The 19,695-nt window shown below is 60.3% G+C and carries 20 protein-coding genes and 1 pseudogene; 2 read left to right on the top strand and 19 right to left on the bottom strand.

Going from position 1 to position 19,695, the window contains the following annotated elements:
• Positions 1-8 precede the first annotated feature (8 nt).
• From CUC55_RS00785 to CUC55_RS00690, 17 genes and pseudogenes are all read right to left on the bottom strand, one after another.
• Entirely contained in the window at positions 9-437 is a 429-nt protein-coding gene (locus CUC55_RS00785) for an NlpC/P60 family protein (protein WP_067653758.1), read from the bottom strand.
• Positions 434-1,318: a DUF2163 domain-containing protein gene (locus CUC55_RS00780; protein WP_103086688.1), complete on the bottom strand. Its 885-nt coding sequence runs from the start codon at positions 1,316-1,318 to the stop codon at positions 434-436. Before CUC55_RS00780 ends, CUC55_RS00785 begins: the two co-directional genes overlap by 4 nt.
• A pseudogene (locus CUC55_RS00775) lies at positions 1,318-1,947 on the bottom strand (phage distal tail protein, Rcc01695 family); the annotation flags it as partial. The pseudogene CUC55_RS00775 and the gene CUC55_RS00780, both read right to left, overlap by 1 nt.
• Before the next feature lie 268 nt (positions 1,948-2,215).
• Entirely contained in the window at positions 2,216-2,794 is a 579-nt protein-coding gene (locus CUC55_RS00765) for a phage tail tape measure protein (RefSeq protein ID WP_103086687.1), read from the bottom strand.
• Positions 2,795-2,890: 96 nt separating this feature from the next.
• Positions 2,891-3,112, bottom strand: a complete 222-nt coding sequence (locus tag CUC55_RS00760) for a rcc01693 family protein (protein ID WP_103086686.1) — start codon at positions 3,110-3,112, stop codon at positions 2,891-2,893.
• Entirely contained in the window at positions 3,109-3,471 is a 363-nt protein-coding gene (locus tag CUC55_RS00755) for a gene transfer agent family protein (protein ID WP_103086685.1), read from the bottom strand. The genes CUC55_RS00760 and CUC55_RS00755 overlap by 4 nt, the downstream gene beginning before the upstream one ends.
• Entirely contained in the window at positions 3,471-3,878 is a 408-nt protein-coding gene (locus CUC55_RS00750; RefSeq protein ID WP_067653768.1) for a phage major tail protein, TP901-1 family, read from the bottom strand. The genes CUC55_RS00755 and CUC55_RS00750 overlap by 1 nt, the downstream gene beginning before the upstream one ends.
• Before the next feature lie 28 nt (positions 3,879-3,906).
• On the bottom strand, positions 3,907-4,308 hold the full coding sequence (locus CUC55_RS00745; RefSeq protein WP_067653770.1) for a DUF3168 domain-containing protein: 402 nt from the start codon (positions 4,306-4,308) through the stop codon (positions 3,907-3,909).
• Entirely contained in the window at positions 4,305-4,640 is a 336-nt protein-coding gene (locus CUC55_RS00740) for a phage head closure protein (RefSeq protein ID WP_067653772.1), read from the bottom strand. Before CUC55_RS00740 ends, CUC55_RS00745 begins: the two co-directional genes overlap by 4 nt.
• 3 nt (positions 4,641-4,643) lie before the next feature.
• The gene (locus CUC55_RS00735; RefSeq protein WP_067653774.1) at positions 4,644-5,213 is read right to left on the bottom strand and encodes a head-tail connector protein; all 570 of its coding nucleotides are present in this window, start codon (positions 5,211-5,213) and stop codon (positions 4,644-4,646) included.
• A 295-nt stretch (positions 5,214-5,508) separates the two neighbouring features.
• Positions 5,509-6,768 (bottom strand): phage major capsid protein, encoded by a 1,260-nt coding sequence (locus CUC55_RS00725; protein ID WP_103086684.1) that lies wholly within the window; start codon positions 6,766-6,768, stop codon positions 5,509-5,511.
• Positions 6,769-6,953: 185 nt separating this feature from the next.
• Entirely contained in the window at positions 6,954-7,526 is a 573-nt protein-coding gene (locus tag CUC55_RS00720; RefSeq protein WP_067653778.1) for an HK97 family phage prohead protease, read from the bottom strand.
• Between the two features lie 45 nt (positions 7,527-7,571).
• Positions 7,572-7,892, bottom strand: a complete 321-nt coding sequence (locus CUC55_RS00715; protein WP_103086683.1) for a DUF6107 family protein — start codon at positions 7,890-7,892, stop codon at positions 7,572-7,574.
• A gap of 397 nt (positions 7,893-8,289) precedes the next feature.
• Positions 8,290-9,453 carry a phage portal protein gene (locus CUC55_RS00705; RefSeq protein ID WP_103086681.1) on the bottom strand — a complete coding sequence of 388 codons (1,164 nt, stop codon included), beginning with the start codon at positions 9,451-9,453 and terminating at the stop codon, positions 8,290-8,292.
• 71 nt (positions 9,454-9,524) lie between these two features.
• Complete coding sequence (locus CUC55_RS00700; RefSeq protein WP_103086726.1) at positions 9,525-9,833, bottom strand: Dabb family protein; 309 nt, start codon at positions 9,831-9,833, stop codon at positions 9,525-9,527.
• 42 nt (positions 9,834-9,875) lie between these two features.
• Positions 9,876-10,511 carry a hypothetical protein gene (locus tag CUC55_RS00695; RefSeq protein ID WP_067653783.1) on the bottom strand — a complete coding sequence of 212 codons (636 nt, stop codon included), beginning with the start codon at positions 10,509-10,511 and terminating at the stop codon, positions 9,876-9,878.
• Between the two features lie 402 nt (positions 10,512-10,913).
• On the bottom strand, positions 10,914-12,173 hold the full coding sequence (locus CUC55_RS00690) for a DNA-packaging protein (protein ID WP_103086725.1): 1,260 nt from the start codon (positions 12,171-12,173) through the stop codon (positions 10,914-10,916).
• 1,048 nt (positions 12,174-13,221) lie between these two features.
• Here CUC55_RS00690 and CUC55_RS00675 point away from each other — a divergent pair.
• Positions 13,222-14,859 carry an alpha/beta hydrolase gene (locus tag CUC55_RS00675; protein WP_067653787.1) on the top strand — a complete coding sequence of 546 codons (1,638 nt, stop codon included), beginning with the start codon at positions 13,222-13,224 and terminating at the stop codon, positions 14,857-14,859.
• A gap of 73 nt (positions 14,860-14,932) precedes the next feature.
• Here the strand turns inward: CUC55_RS00675 and CUC55_RS00670 are convergent, their stop codons facing one another.
• Positions 14,933-15,364 (bottom strand): Lrp/AsnC family transcriptional regulator, encoded by a 432-nt coding sequence (locus CUC55_RS00670; RefSeq protein ID WP_067653788.1) that lies wholly within the window; start codon positions 15,362-15,364, stop codon positions 14,933-14,935.
• Positions 15,365-15,486: 122 nt separating this feature from the next.
• On the opposite strand from CUC55_RS00670, the gene CUC55_RS00665 reads away from it, so the two are divergent.
• A complete protein-coding gene (locus CUC55_RS00665) occupies positions 15,487-16,587 on the top strand; it encodes a saccharopine dehydrogenase family protein (RefSeq protein WP_067653790.1) in 1,101 nt (366 codons plus the stop codon).
• Between the two features lie 219 nt (positions 16,588-16,806).
• On the opposite strand, the gene CUC55_RS00660 is transcribed toward CUC55_RS00665, so the two are convergent.
• Entirely contained in the window at positions 16,807-18,267 is a 1,461-nt protein-coding gene (locus CUC55_RS00660) for a protein adenylyltransferase SelO (RefSeq protein WP_103086724.1), read from the bottom strand.
• Between the last annotated feature and the right edge of the window lie 1,428 nt (positions 18,268-19,695).

Raw genomic sequence — 19,695 nt, 5'->3', positions numbered from 1 at the left:
AGTCACCTCTACGGAAATCGAAAAACGCCAGCGATGCGCCTGCGCCACGAAGGCACCAGCGCCGAGCGCAGCACGGAGGCCGCCTCATAGGCGTGGATGAAGTGATCGGCATCGGCCAGAATGCCCGCGTGCTTGGCCGCGAATTCCGGTCGCCAGCGGAACAGCAGCATGTCGCCCGGCAGCGCGTCCACCATGCTGGCAACCGGCTGGAAATGCCGCTCCGCAGCCGCCATCAACCTGTCCTCGCCGCCACGCTCGGCCCAGTCACGCGCATAGGGCGGCGGCAGTTCGGGCTCATCACCATAAAGCTCGCGCCAGATACCGCGCACCAGCCCCAGACAATCGCAGCCCACGCCTTTCAGGCAGGACTGATGCCGGTACGGCGTGCCGATCCAGCTGTCGGCCACCGCCAGAACCCGTCCACCGATATCGCTCATGAAAACAGCGCTCCGCCATCATGCTGAGTCCGGCTCGTCACATAGGAATAGGCGAAATCTGCCCCGGGCATATGCGGGAAGCCTCTGAAATTCAGGTGGTTGGCAAACTTGACCTTGCAGACGCCAAAGCTCTTGTCGCACCCCGCCGTCACCGTGAACGCATCGCCTGCCTGCGGGGCCGCCTCCAGCGGCAGCCAGAAATTCAAACTCGCCACACCGTCACGCACCACATGGTCGTCCAGATCGAAACTACGGCCCGCATTCACACCGGTTGAAAACACCAGCTTGCCCTGCCGGAAAAAACCGTCGGCAAAAGCGCTGAGGCCGGATACCATCATCCGTCCGGTTCCATCCACGGAAACCACCGCACCATCCGCCCGAAACGCCACGATATCAGCCCCGCACCTGGCATCACCCAGCGCCGCATCGCACCGCCGTCCATAAACGCGGCCCTGCGGCTGGCTCAGCCTGTGCGCAAAACTGCGCAGTTCCGCCGTGAATGCACCACCAGCGCGCGTCACCTCGCCAATCTCGCGTACCTTCAGCAGCACATGCTGCTCCGGCGCCTGCCAGTTGACGCGGTAAAGCTCCACCTTCGCGCCGTCGTAGCGTCCCGCAGCCAGATCGGCCTCACTCACCGCCTCGCTGGAAAACCCGCCCGCGACCTCGCCGCTGCTGGCCGCCAACCCCGTTTCGCTATCGTTTTCGCCCGCCTGAAAACCGCTCGCGGCCAGATAGGTCACGCCGCCAAATATCAGCGCCTCGTCATGCTCGGTAAAACCCAACACCGCGCCATCGCGAAGGCTAACCTTCCAGCAATGGCATGTCGTCGTTGCCTCACCCTCCAGATGCGCTGCGAAATCCTGTGGCACTTTTTNCACGGCAAAATCTCCACCAGCGGAATGGAAGGAATGCGCCCGGCCTCGAAGGTAGCAAGGCTCACATCGATGCGGTCGATATCGAAACGAACAGGCACGTCGAACTCGAAACCCGCCCTCACAGCCGCGCCCGCCGCTGGCACATGCCCCGCCGCAAACGTCACGATCCCGGTCGCATGGTCGGTGCTGACATTCGTTGCCGCAATGCCATTCACCGAAACCACCACAGACCCCTCCACCGGCTTGGCAATGGTCCGCGTCCACCCTCCGCCCGCATCGGCATAGGTCTTCACCAGCTGAAACGCGGCCGTCACCCCGTCACCCGTGCCGATCCGCTGGTCCATCACAGACGGCACGGTCAGTGGCGGACACGACCGGAAATCCACCGGATCACGAAACCGAAATCCATAAAGCTGCCCGCCCCGCGCCTCGAAAAATTCCAGGACAGCATAGAGGTCGCTGACGGACCGAACTCCCGACCCGGCATCATAAGCCCGCCGAGAATTCCTCCACCTTTGGTTCCGGTTCTCCCGCCCGTTGGACAAATTGACAATATCCGTCCGCCGCACCGGCCCACCACTCGTCCCCATCGCCAACCGCAACGGAAACCGCACCTCATGAAATGCTGCCATGGATTTGATTTNCCTGGATTTAAAATGAAATTTTGAGAGCAGACGCTGGCGGCAGCGGGCGTGGCTTACCCCCCGCTCTGTCCTGCCGGACATCTCCCCCTCAAGGGGGGAGATCGGATGGCCGAACCACCTCACTTAAATCTCCGCGTCAAAGATGGACGAGAGGTCGCCACGAGTCGATCTCCCNACCTGAGGGGGAGATGTCCGGCAGGACAGAGGGGGTAAGCCACAAACTCAACGCCAACCACAAAAACACGCCTGCGCCAAACTAAAGCCCCCGCTGCCCCCGCCCCACACTGCGCGCCAGCATCGCCGCAATCTGCCCCTCGCTGCGCCGAAAACTCGCAGCATCACTCGCCGTCACATTGAACACGATCTGCGTTCCACCGCCGCCACCGGCCGACGCCACGCCCAGCGAACCGTCCGCCCCGCGTTTCAACGGCAAAATCGCCTCGCTGCCCGCCTCGCCCATCAGCCCCATATCGCCGCCCATGGGAAAAANCGTCGGGCTTGACACGACACCACCCTCGGCAAACGGCGTCACCCGACCCGGCACGCCGCCATTGGCAAAGGCAAAAAGCGATCCTGCCCCGGATGTCAGGCTGCTGACCGCTGAAGACAGCATGTTCTCCAGAGGCTTCAATCCGGCAGATAGCGCAATATTGGAAAGCCGCGTCCCCAGCCCCTGCAACACGCTGTCCAACCCCTTGCCGCCGGTGGTCGCCGCTCGCAATGCAGACGTGAGCGCCGACCCAAACCGTTGCGATCGCCGCTCCAGATCATCCATGACAGAAGCCAAAGCCTCCGCCTCCTCACGCTGGTCGGCAAAGTTCATCTCATTAGCCATCGGCCTTGCCTTTCTGATTCAAATTGGGAAGCTAGTGGATTGGAATTGCTATGCTTTCGATAGGCGGCATCTCTCCCCTTGTGGGAGAGGTAGGCCTCACCCATCCGGAAACAACCGCATCAACCCTTCCAGCCCACCACGATCAACCCCACCGCGTTGGGGCCTCATCCCACCCGTCATGGCAAAAANCTCTACTGGGGTCAGCGTCCAGAAANCCGTTGGAGAAAGCCGCAGCAGGCTCAGGCCCGCATGGATCACCTGCCCCCAGGGAAAGGGTCGGGTATCATGCGCCTGGCCTGCGTCCGCTGCGGCTCTCAGGGGGAAGCGGGTGCCTCCCCTCCCGTGCCGGTTCCAGCGAAGGCTGCGGTCAGGAGGTCTCCCACGATCTTCGCATAACCGGCAATTCCATCCTCGATGCTCATGGTGGCCACATCGTCATCGGAAANCATGTTGCCCGCACCGCGCAAACCAGCGCCGATGACACGGATCATATCGGCGGCTTTCATTCGCCCGCTGGCAAAGCGGCTCGCCAAGCCCGTCAGGTCATCGGCGGCAAAGGCGGTTTCCAGCTCCGCCAGCGCCCCCAGTGTCAGGCACAGAATGCGCCGCTCTCCATCCAGCACTGCCTCCACTTCGCCGCGCCTGCGGTTAGCCCGCCCGAAATTCCCCGCTCCCATCACAAGGCTCCGAAGCTGATGGCACCCGCTGATTCCAGCGCAATCTCGAACTGCACCTCGCCGTCGTGCCGCCCGGAATATTCCAGCGCGGTAATCTGAAACGGCCCAGTAACGGTCCCGAAATCCGGGATGACGATCTGCCAGCCGGGAATGGCACCGGCAAAGAACTGCCCGCGCACCAGCGCATCGCTTTGCTGGTCCTTGAATATGCCCGATGCTGTCAGTCCCGCCCTCTGAATGCCAGCCCCCGCCAGCAATTCGCGCCAGCGCCCGGCACTTTCGGCATCCGTCACATCAACGCTTTCCGCATTGAACGCCAGCCGCTTCGTGCGCAGCCCGGCAACGGTCACGAATGCCCCGCCGTTGTCGATCTTCAGCAGCAGGTCTTTCCCCTTCTGCGCCACCATGGTGTGTCCTTTCGAATTGAATTCGGTGCTACTCCGTCACCGCCCGAAACCGTATTTCCGTCAAAAACTGCTTCGACTTCGTCTGGCGCACAGTCCGGCTGTTGCGAAAAAACAGGCTGACCAATGCAATACCCTCGCCCAGCGCCAGCGGGGCGTCATCGAGAAGCGCCAGAACGCGCACCGCAATGTCCTGGGCCAGCTTGCGCCCGCCCTCCTCGCTCCACACTTCGATGGTCAGGAAATGCTCCTCACCCCGCTCGGAGCCGGTTGAATAATCACGGCTGTCGATTTCGCCGAAGGCCACGCAAGGGAGAACGGGCCTTGGCAGCAGCCGGTCGATGATGCCGCGCGCACCCACCAGACCCGTCAGCACCGCATCTCCGGCAAGCTGGACGTGAACAGCGCGCAGCAGCGCATTGGCCGCCATCATCGGCTTTCCTCCTCGCAGCGACAGACAATGAAACGGCCCGTTTCATCCGGGTCGATAACCGATTTTACAGCAAACACCCGCACCCCTTTGCGAAACCGCATGCCCGCCTCGATATCGCTGCGAAATCCGGCCCATATCCGGTGAGTAATCGCCACGCCATCGGCGGATGCCCGCTCATAGGCACCTTGCGAAACTGGCTCGATAGCCGCCCAGAGAGAGCGCAACAAACGCCAGCCAGCCGCAACACCACCCTGCCCATCCGGCAGTTCTTCCGGCCCTTCCACGTCCAGCCGCGCCGTCAGTTGGCCTGGGTCGAGAAATGTCAGGTTCATCGCTCACAGGCCCAGTCTACGAAACGGCGCAGTCAGCCGCTCATAACCTGCTGGCACTCCGGCGGGCTGGTCGGCAGGTGAAACCGCGCCGCGAAAGGCAAACATATGCGCGATGTGGATCAGCATCGCCCGCTTCAGCGTATCCGGCACATCCGCGCCGCTTTCGCCAAAGCCTGCGGTGAAATCGATCTCGATGCCGTTCAGCGGCTGCCCNGGCGCAGGCGGCTGGCGCAACCACAGCCGCGCCGGTCGCCCTTCGCCATCCAGCAGCTTGTCGATATCGGTCATGTCCTGGGGGTCGCCCGCATCATCGAAAACCAGAATCTTTTCGATGGCTTGCACCGGCCCCTTTGCAATCTGAATCACACCATTCAGCGGCCAGTCATCAAGGTATAGCCGAAAGCTCTGCTGCATCAGGCACAAGCCCGTCTGGCATTCCAGATACTCGCGGGCGGTGGTGATCAGCGATGCCAGAAGTGCATCTTCATCCGCGCCGTCCAGCCGCAAATGCGCCTTCACATCGGCCAGCGTCAACGCCTCCGCTTGGGGCGGGGTCAGTGTGGCATAGGTCATGGTGTCTCCGGGAAGTTATGGTCGTTGCAACGGCAACTTTGTCTGTCATCGCCCGTGGCTCACCCCCTCTGTCCTGCCGGACATCTCCCCCACAAGGAGGGAGATCGGAAAGACGCGCGCTCCTCAATCAGTCCGCAGCGTTCAAGATGGGCGAGAGCAATCCGCGAGTCGATCTCCCCATCTGTGGGGGAGATGTCCGGCAGGACAGAGGGGGGNTAAGCCACAGGCGATGACGCTTACTATCGTCCTCCACCACACCGGGCCAACCCCGGCATGGCGGAAGCACTATCATCCATCAACTCGCCGCAAACTTCACCAGCTTCACCGCCTCGAAGTTCTGCACCCCACCGCCAACACGTTTGGTGGTATAAANCAGCACATAAGGCTTGGCCGAATAAGGGTCGCGCAGAATGCGTATGCCGGTGCGGTCCACCACCAGATAACCGGCGCGGAAGTCACCGAAGGCAATCGACGTGCTGTTTGCCGCCACATCGGGCATGTCCTCGGCCTCGGCCACCGGAAAGCCCATCAGCAGCGCCGCCTGGCCTGCGGAAGCTGGCGGTTGCCAGAGATAGTTGCCCGTGGTGTCCTTTACCCGGCGCAATGTCGACTGCGTTTTGCGGTTCATCAGGAAGCTGCCATTCTGCCGGTGTCCTGCTTTCAGCGAATAGACCGTGTCGATCAGCACATCCAGCGGCCCGGAAGATGCAAAGGCGCCCGCCGCACCCGTCGCCACATAGCCGATCTTGCCCCAGCTCCAGTCTCCATTGGCCACCGTGTCGTAGGACAGCAGGCCCTTCGGCTTGTTCACGCCATCGCCGGAAATGAACGCCGCGCCTTCCTGCTCGGCAAAGGCCACATCCACTTCGGATGCAATCCATGCCTCGATATCGACAGCGGAATCATCCAGCAGCCCTTGCGTCGCCGCCGGCATGGCGTAAAGCTCCATGGTCGGAAACGTCATCTCGGAAAGTTGCGGCGTGTTGGTCTGCGGTCGTGCCGCCGTTTCAGAAACCCAGCCAGCGGCCATTCCGCTCGGCGCAAATGGCTTTTTCAGCACGGCACCGGAAACCTTTCGCACGGTCGAAAGTGCGCGCATCGGCGAGACCACCGCCATGCGTTTACCGATGTCGCTGTCGGTCTCGTTCGGCAGCAGATAACCGCCATCCGCGCCGCTGCTCCCGGAAAACGCCTTGGCCTCCAGATCGCGCAGCGCACCTTCATCACCACGACGAATATACGCCTCGAACGCCGCCTTGTGCTCTTCCGTCTCCGCATTGGCCGCACCCCGGCGACCCAGTGCAGGCCGTGCTTTCTTCAATGAAAGCTCGTCCATCGCCTGTTTGTTGTCGTCCAGCGCCTTGTCGATGCGGTCAAGCTTTTCGCGGGTCAGCACATCGGAGCCCATCTTGCGCTCGATATCGCCCAACCGCTGATCATTCGTCTCTCGAAACGCCTCGAACGCCTCCATGAAATCATCAAACGCCGCCGTCATCGTGTCAGGCACGGCCTTGATCTGCGGTGCAACTGTGTGAATGGAAGTCTGTTCTGTCATGACGTTTTCCTCTGTTGATCGTTAAANGATGAAAAGCAGCGGTTCACCCAACCGCCGTCACCCCGGACTTGATCCGGGGCCCAGCAGCGTCGCGTCTGCGACGCACAATGCTCTTCCCCGGCGCGGACGCGCCGGACTAGATACCGGATCAAGTCCGGTATGACGGAGGAGAAGCCAAACCTCCCTCAGCGCCGAAAAGTATTCCCCGCCAAACTCTTCGCCGCCAGGCGCATGGCGCGCACCAGCTCGGTGTCACGGTCGCGAAAGAACCGCGCCTGCTTGACGTTAGAAACCCGGGCAGATGGCAGCATGGGAAAGGTCACGACGGAAATCTCCCAAAGGTCGGCCTCCAGAATGCGGCGAATGCCGCCACGCGCGGCCTTGCCCGCCCGCACTGTCTGGAAGCCAATGGAAAGTCCGTCCAGCGCACCCGTCTTCATCAGCGAATGCACCTCTTTCGCCCGCGCAACGTCAGGCGCCAGCACACCCTCGACGAACAGCCCGCGCTTGTCTTCGCGAATGGAGCGCCACGCACCGATGGGCTGGGCCGGGTCGTGCTGGTAGAGCATACGAATGCCAGCGGCACCGCGCTCCTCGATGGATCGCTTGAACGCCCCCGGCTCGATCACGTCCCGGCCAAGATCCACCTCGCCGAACACACTGGCGTAACCGGAAAACGTACCGTCAAAAGCAATGCCGCGCAGCTCCAGATTGGCAAATTTGCGCGTAGCGGGCCGCGGCCCGCGATAAGCGTGCATGAAATTCTCCTGCGATTTTGAGGAAGTCGTCGCTGAGGGATCAGCTCAAGGCTTGGGACGCGCTGCGTAACGCTCGGCCACACGCACCATCACGCCCAGCCCCCACCACGCGCATAGGCTGGCGGCGGCGGAACCGGTCAGCATGATCTCCTGGCTCGAGAGCCNACCGGCGATACCCAACCGCTGGACGATCCAAAGCCCCACCGGCCCACCAAAAATCACGCCGCAGGCAAGCCCGGTCAAGAACCGGCTCGCCGCCTCGCGGTGCGTATGCGGCAGCATATAGATCAACGAGACCCCGGCTCCCGCCACGGCACCGGTAAAACGAGCAGCCCAAATGCTGCCCTCATTGGCAAATTCAGACATGAGTAACCATTCCGCGTTAGAGTAGGATAAGTTGCACAGCGGATGCCCTGCACCCGCCGTGAGGAGTTGTACGCTTTTCTCGAGTCATCAGAATCGGTTGAAGGCAGACCTTCACAGATGGATTCCGGTTGTTGAGAAAGTGGTTCAACGGTGGAACGTCGCGAGAGGCGAAGACATTCGATAGCCTTGTGCTCGTGGCTCACCCCCNTTTGTCCTGCCGGACATCTCCCCCACAAGGAGGGAGATCGGCCGGGCGCTCCGACATCACTTTTACCTCGACGGAAGAGATGGCCGAAAGCTCACCACCTGAGGGGGAGATGTCCGGCGGGACAAAGGGGGGGGNTAAGCCCCCCNGCTGCCGTTTAATATGACGCGATGCTCCCGTGAGAACACCGCCTCAATACCCCACCGCCTCCCGCTTCTCCTCATCGCTCAAAANCCCCGCAGCCCCCACCCTTGCCCATAGCGCATCGCGCTCGACTGAAAGCCCCGCAATCTTGTCGAGGTCCGGCTCCAGCCGTAACGTTCTCTCGAACAACGGCGATAGCCATGACGACAGACTGGCCGCCGTGCGGTTGATCAGCGGCAGAACCGTCAGCCGATAAAACGCCCGGTTCGCCTCCTGGTAATTCGCATAGGTATTGTCACCGGGAATGCCCAGCAGCATGGGCGGCACGCCGAGTGAGAGTGCGATGTCACGCGCCGCACCGTTCTTCGCCTCCATGAAATCCATGTCCCTGGGGGAGAGCCCCATGCTTTNCCAGTCCAGCCCGCCCTCCAGCAACAGCGGACGCCCCGCATTCACGGCCCCCGCATAACCTTCCTCCAGCTCGCGTTTCAGACGCTCATATTGCTCGGTGGAAAGATTGCCGCCTTCCTTGGGCTGATAGACCAGCGCGCCGGAGGGGCGGGCGGAATTGTCCAGCAATCGCTTGTTCCAGATACTGGCCGCATTGTGCAAATCCAGCGCCGCCCCCGCCGCCGCAAGCGGTGAAAATCCGCAATGGTCGTCCAGCGGGTTGAACAGCTTGAGATGCAGCAGCCCNAGTCCATCCCGGTCGGCGGCAATCCGCCGCGCCGCCCGTCCCTCGGCGCGGTAGTCAAACGCCGCAGGCCAGCCATCCGCCCCCTCGATAATGCTGACGCGATCGGGTCGCAGCAAATGCAGCTCGCGCAACCGCTCGCCCACCATCAGCGGCTCGATATAGGCATTGCCGGACAGCAGCAGATACCCGTAAAGCGCCTCGAAAAAGTCCGGCCCGCTCATCTGCCCGTTCGGGCGGCAAAGCAGCCGCAACAGCGCATGCTCACCAATCTCGTCGTCACCCTCGTAGAGCAACCAGCTGACCGAAGCCGCAGCCTCGGCCACCATGCGCGCCGCACGGTGCGCCACCGGGTTGCGCATGAAGCCTTCACGAGACAACGCACCATACCCCCGACCAGACCAATGCGCCCGCCCCGCTTCCCCGGACAGCACCAGAAACCCGCCCGCCGCCTTCTCTTCGCGCACAACCTCACGTCCCGCCGGACGCCGCCACGGCAGATGACCAAAAAATCGCATGGATATTTCCTTTGAAAGAAAACAAAAAAGCCACCCTATAGGTGGCTGGGATGGTGGGTCCGAAAGGTGATTTATTTTATCGGCTCTTTCACCGCCCTGTCACTGTCGAAATCAGCCGCCACCCGCGTATCCCGCAGCGGCTTCACGGTATTCGTCGAAAGTTCATAGGCCGGGTCGGCCTTGTAGGCCGCCAGAGCCGCTTCGTTCTCGAACTCACCATAGACGATGAAGTCCACTGCGTTTCCCCATTGGTCTTTCTTGACGTTCTCGCCGATCTCCAGCTTCAGCGCGTGGCGAATGGCGGTCAGGCCGGAAAGGCCTTTGCGCACGGCGTCGCGGTTGGCCTCGGCTACGGTGAAGAAANCGATGTGGCGGATCATGAAAGCACCTGTCATGCAAAAATCTTGGGTGGAAATCGCCTATCACCCNACCGCGTGCTGTTCAATCCGGTTGGCCATCAAGGCGGTGTGAAAGGCGCGACCATAGCCCGCCAGAAGGGCGGCGCGGTCATTGCCATTGATGATCGCTCTCGCACCCTCCCAGTCGGCCCGCGACGGGCTGAAATGTTGCGAAAGCCGCCTGCCGGTAAAGCTGCCGCGCAGCATTCCTTCCACGAGAATAATGGCGGAAACCTGCGGCTCCATCGCCCGCTCCGGTCGCTCCACAAGGTCTATGCCCGTCACCGCAGACATCGCCTCGTAGTTACGCTTGTGTGTCAGTTGTACCAGGCCCCGCCCCAGCCAGCTTTTGCCGTCCGCATCGCGTCGCCAGTAAGGCGTGCGGAACTGCCCCAGCCGCCCCGCCGCATAGGCCCGGTCCAGAATGCGGATCGCCGCCTCATCACTCGCCGCCAGCGTTTCTCGCACCGGCTGCATGGTTGCCGCCGTTTCGTGAAACGCGGTTGCCAGCATATAGGCCAGATGCCTGACGTCGCCACCCGGCGCTCTTTCTTCGAATTCATCAAGCACCAGTTCGGTGCCTTGCACCTGCTGTGCACTCATTCGGCCCGGAAAGGGTGCCATCCGAATCGTTGTGAAAAANCGTTGCCTGTCGAACATCGTTATCCCCGCTGTATAAACCCCAGATTTTAATATGCGACTTTCTGCACCTAAATCGATTTAGAAAANTCCTAATCGATTTTATTTCATGCGAACCGTTTTAAGGGTAAAAATTACCTTGAATTGCGGAACCTCTGGCCCCCTACTCTGTTTCACACCGAGCAATGCACTGCGCCAACCGAAGGAGGAATGCCATGACCGCGACGATCCCTCAGACCACCTACGACCGTCTCGAAAACGAATGGCGTCAGATGCGCGAAGTCAGCGCGCAGACGAAACCTTCGCAGACCCAAAAGAAGTAATTTGGTGGGGCGTCAATTGCCCCTACCGGCATGGTTTCTGAAACCGCCCGCGCTGCGCCATCAACGGCCCACGCGGGCGTTTCGCTTTGTGGTGAAACCTTTACATTCCCCGTACCCTCGGCTCCGTCATCGTGTCCATCGCCAGTGCCGTCAGCGCCCATACCAGCGCGTCCAGCCGGTCGGGTGAGCGCTTGGAAGACAGCCCATCGGGTCCAAAATCGGTCATCTGCTCCTCGAGCTTGGCAAACCGGCCCGCATGGCGCACCCTGCCCTGCTCGTAAAGCGCTGCAACCGGTTCGGCGCGCGTGAACTTGCCCCGGCTTGCCCGCACCATGGTAACGGGCAGGTTGGCGTCTATGCTTTNCAGCATCGCGCTCACCATCTCGCCACCCTGGTTGACTTCCGCCACAACCCGGTCGGCCTCGAAGCGGTGATGCGCGGCAACAACCGCCCGCGCCCAGCCCGCCGGTGTCGCACCTTCAGCGGAACAATCCGCCAGAACCCAGAACCGCCCGTCGATGCCGATGCCCGCCACCACGATGCCGCAGCAAGAGCCCTCGCCGCTTCCCGCTGGCGGGTCCACCGCCACCACAATGCGAGCCAGAGCATCCGGCCGATCATCGAAGATGGCATCGATATCCGCCAGTTTCCACAGCGCATCATCACGCTGCGCAATCAATTCGCCGTCCAGTTCCTGCCGCCCAAGGCGCGTGCCGCCATACCGTTTCATCATGGCATCGATGAAACCCGGAGACAGGTTTGCCGCATTGTCATGGGTGCGCATACGCACCACACGACTGCTCGGGTCGGCCATCAACGTTTTCAGCAACGGTATCGGCCTTGGCGTCGTGGTAATCAGCTGTTGCGGCCTTTCGCCAAGGCGAAGGCCGAATTGCAGCATGTCCCAGGTTTCCTGCGCGTAACGCCATTTCGCCAGCTCATCGGACCAGGCAAAATGAAACTGCGGCCCACGCAGGCTTTCCGGGTCTTCGGACGAAAAANTCTGCGCCATCGCCCCGTTCGGCCATACCAGCCTGCGGCGAGACGCCTCGAANTCCGGCCTCTTTCGTCTGGCGATCCGGCATATGCCGGAGATACCGTCGATCATCACCTCACGCGCATCCCCCAGCGTTTCCGCCACCAGCGCAATGCGCAGATCGGAATGGTCGCCGGTGGACGCCATGAGATGCACCCATTCGGCCCCGGCCCGGGTCTTGCCCGAACCGCGACCGCCGATCAGCAGCCAGTTGCGCCAGTCGCCTTCCGGCGGCTGTTGCGGGCAACTTCCCACAAAACGCCAATCTCGATTGAAGCGAGTGACGAACTGGTTTNGATGACGTTCGGCAAGCGGTTCTGTCATGCCTTTGGCAATCTCTTGTCTGCGAACGTCCGGTATCTGGGAACCGATGCGCGGCAGCAAAGCCCGCCCCTCATCATTCTCCCCCGTCAGCCGGTTGCCCTTCCGGCGAAAGACCGGCAGCGACAAGCCTTGCCCGCAGTTTTTGCTCGACGAGCTCATTCATCCGCCTCTGGAAGAAGGCAACCGCCTCTTCATAGTCCTGATTATCGGCTTCGCTTTCGGCAACAACCTCGTGGTCACGCGCCAGTTGCCGTTGCAGCGTGTCNATCTTTTCCAAAGTCCGCACGATCAGCGACATGGCATCGGTGGCGGCCTTCACATCGGCCCGCGCCCCCTTGCCTGCCGCTTCATCAGCCCCATCCAGCGCCGCCCCCGCTCCTTCGCGCAACTCGCGAAAGAACCGAAACTGCTCCCGCATTTCCACGGTCATCTCATTCATCAACCGCCACAGCCCATCCGGCCCTTCAATGGAACCGGAAGGCTGGTTGCTCGCCTTGTCTGGCAGTGCGGATTTCAACTCCAGCACTGCAGGATTATCGGCATAAACATGCGTTTGCGGCCACTCGCGGTAAAACGAGAGGTCGTTATTGATTGTCGATGTCATGGTTTGCCTGTTGGTGAGAAGGTCAAATGTTGGCGCAAGAGACCCCCCTCTGCCTTGCCAGGCATCTCCCCNTCAAGGGGGNAGATCAGCGAGAGGCGCACTCACCGCTTCACAAGCAACGTTCAAGATGGCCGAGAGATCACCGCGATTCGATCTCCCCACCTGAGGGGGAGATGTCCGGCAGGACAGAGGGGGNTAAGCCCCACCCACAACGCTGATGATGTAAANGAGAACGCACCCGCCCCTTCGTCACCATCGCTTCGCCCATTTCTCCGACTGTACCTAAACACTACCAAACGACCGTAACGCCGTCAAGGATTATTTNCCTATTTCATCGAAATTTATTCCGCAATCTTTCTTCCACACGTCTCCCGACCATACTACAGTGCCTCCAGAAACAACTGCGAAGGAAGCAAAAACTTGAGATGGATCAGGCGTTTGGTCATGCCGCTTTCGAGCACGGGCATCGTCGTCGGCACGGTGTTGCTGTGCGTCTCGCTTACGCCATCGCTGCTTCCCCGCACCTATGTCATGCAGGGTGTTTTGTGCGGTTTTTCCTTTGCCATCGGTTATCTCATCGGTGTCTTTCTGAAGGACATCGCCATCTATCTCGGCCTGCCGCAGCCCTCCCGGCATGACAAGCGCGGCATTCTGTTCGTCATCTCGCTCGCCGCCATCGTCGCCGCCGTCGGGTTTCTCTGGCAGGCCGCAACATGGCAGAATTCCATTCGTGCACTGATGGAACTGGAGCCGCTGGATAGCGCCCACCGCCTCAAGACCGGTGCCATCGCCATCGGCGTATCCGCGCTCTTGATCGGTTTCGGACGCCTGTTCCAGATCATACGACGGCTGTTTGCCCTGCGCAGTCGGCGATTTTTGCCGCGCCCGCTGGCCAACGTCGTCGGTATTGCCGCTGCCGCCATCATCGCCGTTCTGCTTCTCAACGGGCTGGTGGTGGATGTCGGCTTGCGTTTCATGGACAGTTCGCTGAAACAGGTGGACAGCCTCATCGAACCCGATGTGCCGCGCCCGTCCGACCCGATGAAAACCGGCAGCGAAGCCTCGCTCATGTCGTGGGAATCGCTCGGTCGCCGGGGGCGCGAATTCGTTGCCACCGGTCCGCACAGCGCAGACATTTCCGCCTTCACCTCCCGCCCTGCCATGGAGCCTATCCGCGTTTACGCCGGTCTGAATGCCGGGGCGACACCGACCGAGCGTGCCAAGCTGGCGCTGGAAGAACTCAAGCGGACCGGCGGCTTCGAGCGCGAAACGCTCCTCGTCGTCGTTCCCACCGGCACGGGCTGGATTGATCCGGAAGCCATTGATACGCTTGAATATTTGCACAATGGCGATGTTGCCACCGTTGCCGTGCAATATTCCTATCTCTCCAGCTGGATCGCCCTTCTGACGGAGCCTGATTACGGCGTGGAAACAGCCCGCGCCCTGTTCGAAGCCATCTATGGCTACTGGACGACGCTGCCCAAGGAAACCCGCCCCAAGCTCTATCTGCACGGCCTCAGCCTCGGCGCGCTCAACAGCCAGAAATCGTCGGATCTTTACGACGTGCTGGCAGATCCCTTTCAGGGTGCTTTGTGGAGCGGACCACCCTTCTCCAGCCCCACATGGCGCATGGCCACATCAGGTCGCGCGCCTGGCTCACCCTATTGGCTACCCGAATTCCGCGATTCCTCGGTGATCCGCTTTGCGGACCAGTACACCAACGCCCACATGCCGGATAAGCCGTGGGGGCCAATGCGCATCGTCTATCTGCAATATGCCAGCGACCCCGTCACCTTCTTCGAAACCGCTGCCCTTTACCGTCGGCCGGAATGGATGAAGCAACCGCGCGGCCGCGACGTATCCACATCCTTCCGCTGGTTCCCCGTCGTCACCGAACTGCAATTGCTCCTCGACGTCGCCGCCGCCACAACCGCCCCCATGGGCTATGGCCACGTCTATGCTCCGGAACACTACATCGATGCATGGTTGGAAGTCACCCAACCGCAGGGCTGGAGCGTGCCAGACATTCAGCGGCTGAAGAGTTTCTTCAAGGCGAGACGCGGCAGTACGGACCCGGTGTAAGCCCTAGCTTCCGTCGCCCGGCCCTGAGTCGGGNTCCAGCCAAAAGGACGGACATGAGGGAGAAGCGTTGAAATTACCGCGAAATCCGCGTGGATAGAATCACCGAAGACAACGTCCGCTCCACCCCATCAAGCGCCCCGATACCGTCGATCAACCGGTCGAGATCGGCGATAGACGGTGCCGTCAGAATGGCGATCAAGTCGAAGGTACCACTGACCGAATGCAGCGTGGTCACTTCCTTGATGGCGGCAAGGGCTGCGGTTACGCCCGCCAGTGCTTTCGGCGCGATGGTAATCAGCACATGTGCTCGCACCAGCCCGGATAGATAGGCGTCGGAAAGCTTGATACCGTAACCCGAGATCACCCCGTCCGCTTCCAGCCGCTCGATGCGCGCCTGCACCGTGGTGCGGGAAAGGCCGAGTTTGCGCGCCAGCTCAGCCACCGGCATCCGGGCATTGTCTGCCAGCAGAGAGAGCAGCGCAAGGTCTTTTTCGCTGATGGGCATTATGCGTAATCCTGTTGCCGATATGCATAGTTTTAAACTCACTTTCGCGTAATGTGAAGCTACGAATCGACTATCGAATGCGGCATTCTGTTACCTCAATGGCATTTCTCAAGGGGGACAGAATGAAACACATCGTCATCATCGGCGCAGGCAATATCGGCTCGGCCATCGCATGGATGCTTGCCGTCACCGGCGATTACCGCGTCACCGTTGCAGACCGTTCCGCAGACCAACTCGCCAACGTTCCCTGCCATGAACGCGTCGATACCGAGATTGTCGACATCACCGATCGGCTCGGCTTGCAGGCGCTGTTGAAGGACAAGTTCGCCGTCCTGTCTGCCGCGCCCTTCCACCTCACCGCTGGCATTGCCGAAGCTGCCGTGGCCGTCGGCACCCATTATCTCGATCTCACCGAAGACGTGGAATCCACCCGCAAGGTCAAGAAGCTGGCCGAAACGTCAGAAAGCGCACTCATCCCGCAATGCGGCCTTGCTCCCGGCTTCATCTCCATCGTCGCCGCCGATCTCGCTTCGCGTTTCGACAAGCTGGACAGCGTGCGCATGCGCGTCGGCGCACTGCCGCAATATCCTTCCAACGCCTTGAATTATAACCTTACATGGAGCACGGACGGCCTCATCAACGAGTATATCGAGCCCTGCGAAGCCATTGTCGAGGGACGCCTCACCGCCGTTCCAGCTTTGGAAGAACGCGAGGAGTTTTCACTCGACGGCATGACCTACGAGGCCTTCAACACATCAGGTGGTCTTGGCACGCTGGCCTCCACGCTGGAAGGCAAGGTGCGCACCATGAACTACCGCACTATTCGCTACCCCGGCCACGTCGCCATCATGAAGGCGCTGCTCAACGACCTCAACCTGCGCAACCGCCGCGATGTGCTGAAAGACCTGTTCGAAAACGCCCTTCCCGCCACCATGCAGGATGTCGTCATTGTCTTCGTCACCGTCTGCGGCACCAAAAACGGTCGTTTCATGCAGGAAACCTATGCCCACAAAGTCTACGCCGGCCCCGTTTCCGGCCGCATGATGAGCGCCATCCAGATCACCACCGCGGCCGGCATCACAACGGTTCTTGACCTGTTGAGCCAGGACAAATTGCCGCAAAAAGGCTTTGTGAAACAGGAAGATATCGCGCTGGCGGATTTCCTGGCCAATCGCTTCGGGCAATATTATGCGCCGCGTGAGGGATTGGCGAAAGTGGGGTAGTCTACCTCCGCACGTTAGCCACGGCGTGCGCGGTCTACCCCCNTCTGCCTTGCCAGGCATCTCCCCCTCAAGGGGGNAGATCGGCTAGAGGCTCTTACGCTGCTCAATTCTCAACGTAAGAGAAGATCGAGAGCAAGCCGCGAGTCGATCTCCCCACCTGAGGGGGAGATGTCCGGCAGGACAGAGGGGGNTGAGCCACACCCACCGCCCTCGCCCCCCTCACGTCCCGCAAAACGTCCGAAAAACCCGCTCATGCCCCATTGGCGCCTGCATATAGACGCCGAACTCCGGCACCTCATCAAACGGCCGGGCCGTTGCCCGAACCATCGCATGAAACGGCTCGAAATCACCATCCTCCACCGCCGCCGCAATCACTTCCTCAACACGGTGGTTGCGTGGAATAATTGCCGGGTTCACCGCCCGCATCGCGGACGCCCGGTCACTCTCGGTGGCACTCTCGCGCCATGTCCGCTGGCGCCAGTGGGCCAGCCATTCGTCGGCCCCCGCGAGATCGGTGAACATGCAGCGAAATGCCTCGGTACTGCCGTCCGCCGCATCGCAAAGCCTGCGGAATGTCAGTGTGAAATCCACGTCGTTTCGCTGCATCAGCGCCAACAGATCCTGCACCAACTGCTCATCCGCATCGTCCTGCGTGCTTAACCCAAGCTTCTCGCGCATGCCCGAGAGCCAGCGCTTCGGAAACTCGCTGGCAAACTCCGCCAGCACGCCATTGGCCAGCTCCACCGCCTTCTCGGCATCCTCGTCCAGCAACGGCAGCAGGCATTCCGCAAGCCGCGCGATGTTCCACTGAGCAATGCCCGGCTGGCTGTTATAGGCGTAGCGCCCCTGTGCATCGATGGAGGAAAACACCTTGTTAGGATTATATTCATCCATGAAGGCGCAGGGTCCAAANTCGATCGTCTCACCGGAGATAGCCACATTATCCGTGTTCATCACGCCATGGATGAAGCCCACCATCATCCAGCGGCAAACGAGATCGCGCTGGCGGGCAGCAATGGCCTGTAGCATTGCCAGATAGGGTTTCTCGGCCTGCTTGGCTTCGGGATAATGCCGGTCGATGACATAATCAGCCAGCACCTTGATCGCTTCATTGTCCTCACGGGCCGCAAAAANCTGAAATGTGCCGACGCGAATATGGCTAGCGGCAACACGTGTCACCACGCCTCCGGGCAGACCGGTCTCCCGTTGCACGCGATCGCCCGTTGCCACCGCGGCAAGCGCACGCGTGGCGGGAATTCCGAGCGCATGCATGGCCTCCGAAACGATATATTCCCGCAGCACCGGACCAAGCGCTGCCCGCCCGTCACCCCGGCGCGAAAAGCGCGTGGGGCCTGCGCCCTTCAGCTGAATATCCCGTCGTTTCCCCGTGATATCAATGACTTCACCCAGCAAAATCGCCCGCCCGTCACCCAGCTTCGGCACAAAGTTGCCGAACTGATGCCCNGCATAGGCCATCGCCAAAGGCTCCGCCCCAGGCGGCACGATATTGCCGGAAANGATAGCGGCCAGGCGCACATCATCCACGCCATCAAGATCAAGCCCAAGCTCGTCAGCCAGCGGTCTGTTGAAGGCAATGAACTGCGGCGCGGCAACGGGCGTCGGCAACGCCGCAGCCGTAAAATGCTCCGGCAGGCGCGCATAGGAATTGTCAAAATGTATCACGGGTACTCTCCCTGTTTCCCCTTATATGGGCGGGTTTGCCGCGATATTCCAGCCATCCTCTGTCAAGGCTACCAACTTCCTCCACGAGGATTTGGGTATTGCTTCGTCCTGAGATCGCTCTATTCCTTGTGAGCACGTAAAACTTTTGTGCGGTAATCGTAATGCTATTTTTCCGTGTTCTTTGGTCGATCTTCTGGCGCGCCGTTTTGGTATTGATCGTTAACGCTGGCATCTCTTACGCCATCGGCATGGCCAGTCATCAACTCAGCGACAACACCACGGAACTGATCAAACTGCGGCGTTCACTCGCCTTTTNACCGGCAGCCATCATATTCGCGGGCTTTGCTTGGAAAAATAGGACTTTGGGCAATGGACTTTTGCAGAACCGTTCGCCGCTCGACGCAAAACAATGGAGGGAAACCTATCTTGTTTTATCTGCACTATGCATTGTTCTTATTTCGATCAGCTCTGCAGCAGCCTATGCTCTGGAAATCGACAGTTGGCTGGCAGTCCAGCAACTGACCAATCCCACCTCGTGGCTGGCGACATGGATTGGCCTCAGCATTTGGCAAACCGCAAAANTCAGAAAATCTCGTCTTTAGCGTCGATTATTGGGCAGCACATGGATTTGTTCAATTTTTCATAGTTTTATTTTCAGACACAACCACCTGCCAAACTCGGTCACGACATCATATGCTTCTGCAATATAACAAATTTTAGGTAAAACTTAATAACTCATGGCGTGCGAAATATTCTACTAAATTATTTATAATTGAAATCATCAGCCAATCGTAGCACCCTCATAAAACCTGCCGAATACGGCGGGCGGGTGATTCGGCTTGGGGACTTTCGATGATGATGTCCGTCTTTAAGAGAGCGATTGCGGCCTTTGCGGTTTTGTCACTGTTGCAAACGGCAACGTTCGCGACGGAAGATACTGAAACACGCACGCTTCATTACACCTCGACCGAGGGCTCGCGCATCATTGCACTCGCTCGGTTGCAGGCTCTGAAGCAACAGGAGGCCAGACGTTTTCAGCCTGTTGGACTTGCGCGTTATGGCTACCGGCCTATGGAGGGTTTGTCGCAGGATTTGGCCGTGGGTTTTCCGGTCACGGATGCCGCTCAACAGCATATGGCGGGGCTCACCTGCTTCACGTGTCAAATACCGGAGCGTGCGGTTTCCGGCACCAAATATCTTACTGACTCAGGGCCGAAGTCGCTGAATTTCCAAGGTCTTCTGGTAGACGTCAAAACGCAGTTTGCTTCCGTGGATAAAAGCGCCTTTNAGAAAGTTCCGACGCGCGGCACTTAGCCTCTTCGCAACCCGGGGCATCTCAAGGCGCTCTGTGGAGTGCACCCCATTTCACCGGACAGGTCGGCTAGGTTGATTTAGCTCTGATGAACTGCCGAGGGGAAGCCATCT

Source organism: Agrobacterium bohemicum, assembly GCF_002896715.1.
Taxonomy (GTDB): Bacteria; Pseudomonadota; Alphaproteobacteria; order Rhizobiales; family Rhizobiaceae; genus Agrobacterium; species Agrobacterium bohemicum.
This window is presented reverse-complemented; position numbering and strand designations above follow the sequence as displayed.

Excerpts from the sequence above, each read along its gene's own strand:
- CUC55_RS00750 (WP_067653768.1), bottom strand. The coding sequence starts at position 3,878 with ATGGTGGCGCAGAAGGGGAAAGACCTGCTGCTGAAGATCGACAACGGC.
- CUC55_RS00745 (WP_067653770.1), bottom strand. The coding sequence starts at position 4,308 with ATGATGGCGGCCAATGCGCTGCTGCGCGCTGTTCACGTCCAGCTTGCC.
- CUC55_RS00720 (WP_067653778.1), bottom strand. The coding sequence starts at position 7,526 with ATGCACGCTTATCGCGGGCCGCGGCCCGCTACGCGCAAATTTGCCAAT.
- CUC55_RS00785 (WP_067653758.1), bottom strand. The coding sequence starts at position 437 with ATGAGCGATATCGGTGGACGGGTTCTGGCGGTGGCCGACAGCTGGATC.
- CUC55_RS00740 (WP_067653772.1), bottom strand. The coding sequence starts at position 4,640 with ATGAACCTGACATTTCTCGACCCAGGCCAACTGACGGCGCGGCTGGAC.
- CUC55_RS00675 (WP_067653787.1), top strand. The coding sequence starts at position 13,222 with ATGCCGCTTTCGAGCACGGGCATCGTCGTCGGCACGGTGTTGCTGTGC.
- CUC55_RS00670 (WP_067653788.1), bottom strand. The coding sequence starts at position 15,364 with ATGCCCATCAGCGAAAAAGACCTTGCGCTGCTCTCTCTGCTGGCAGAC.
- CUC55_RS00665 (WP_067653790.1), top strand. The coding sequence starts at position 15,487 with ATGAAACACATCGTCATCATCGGCGCAGGCAATATCGGCTCGGCCATC.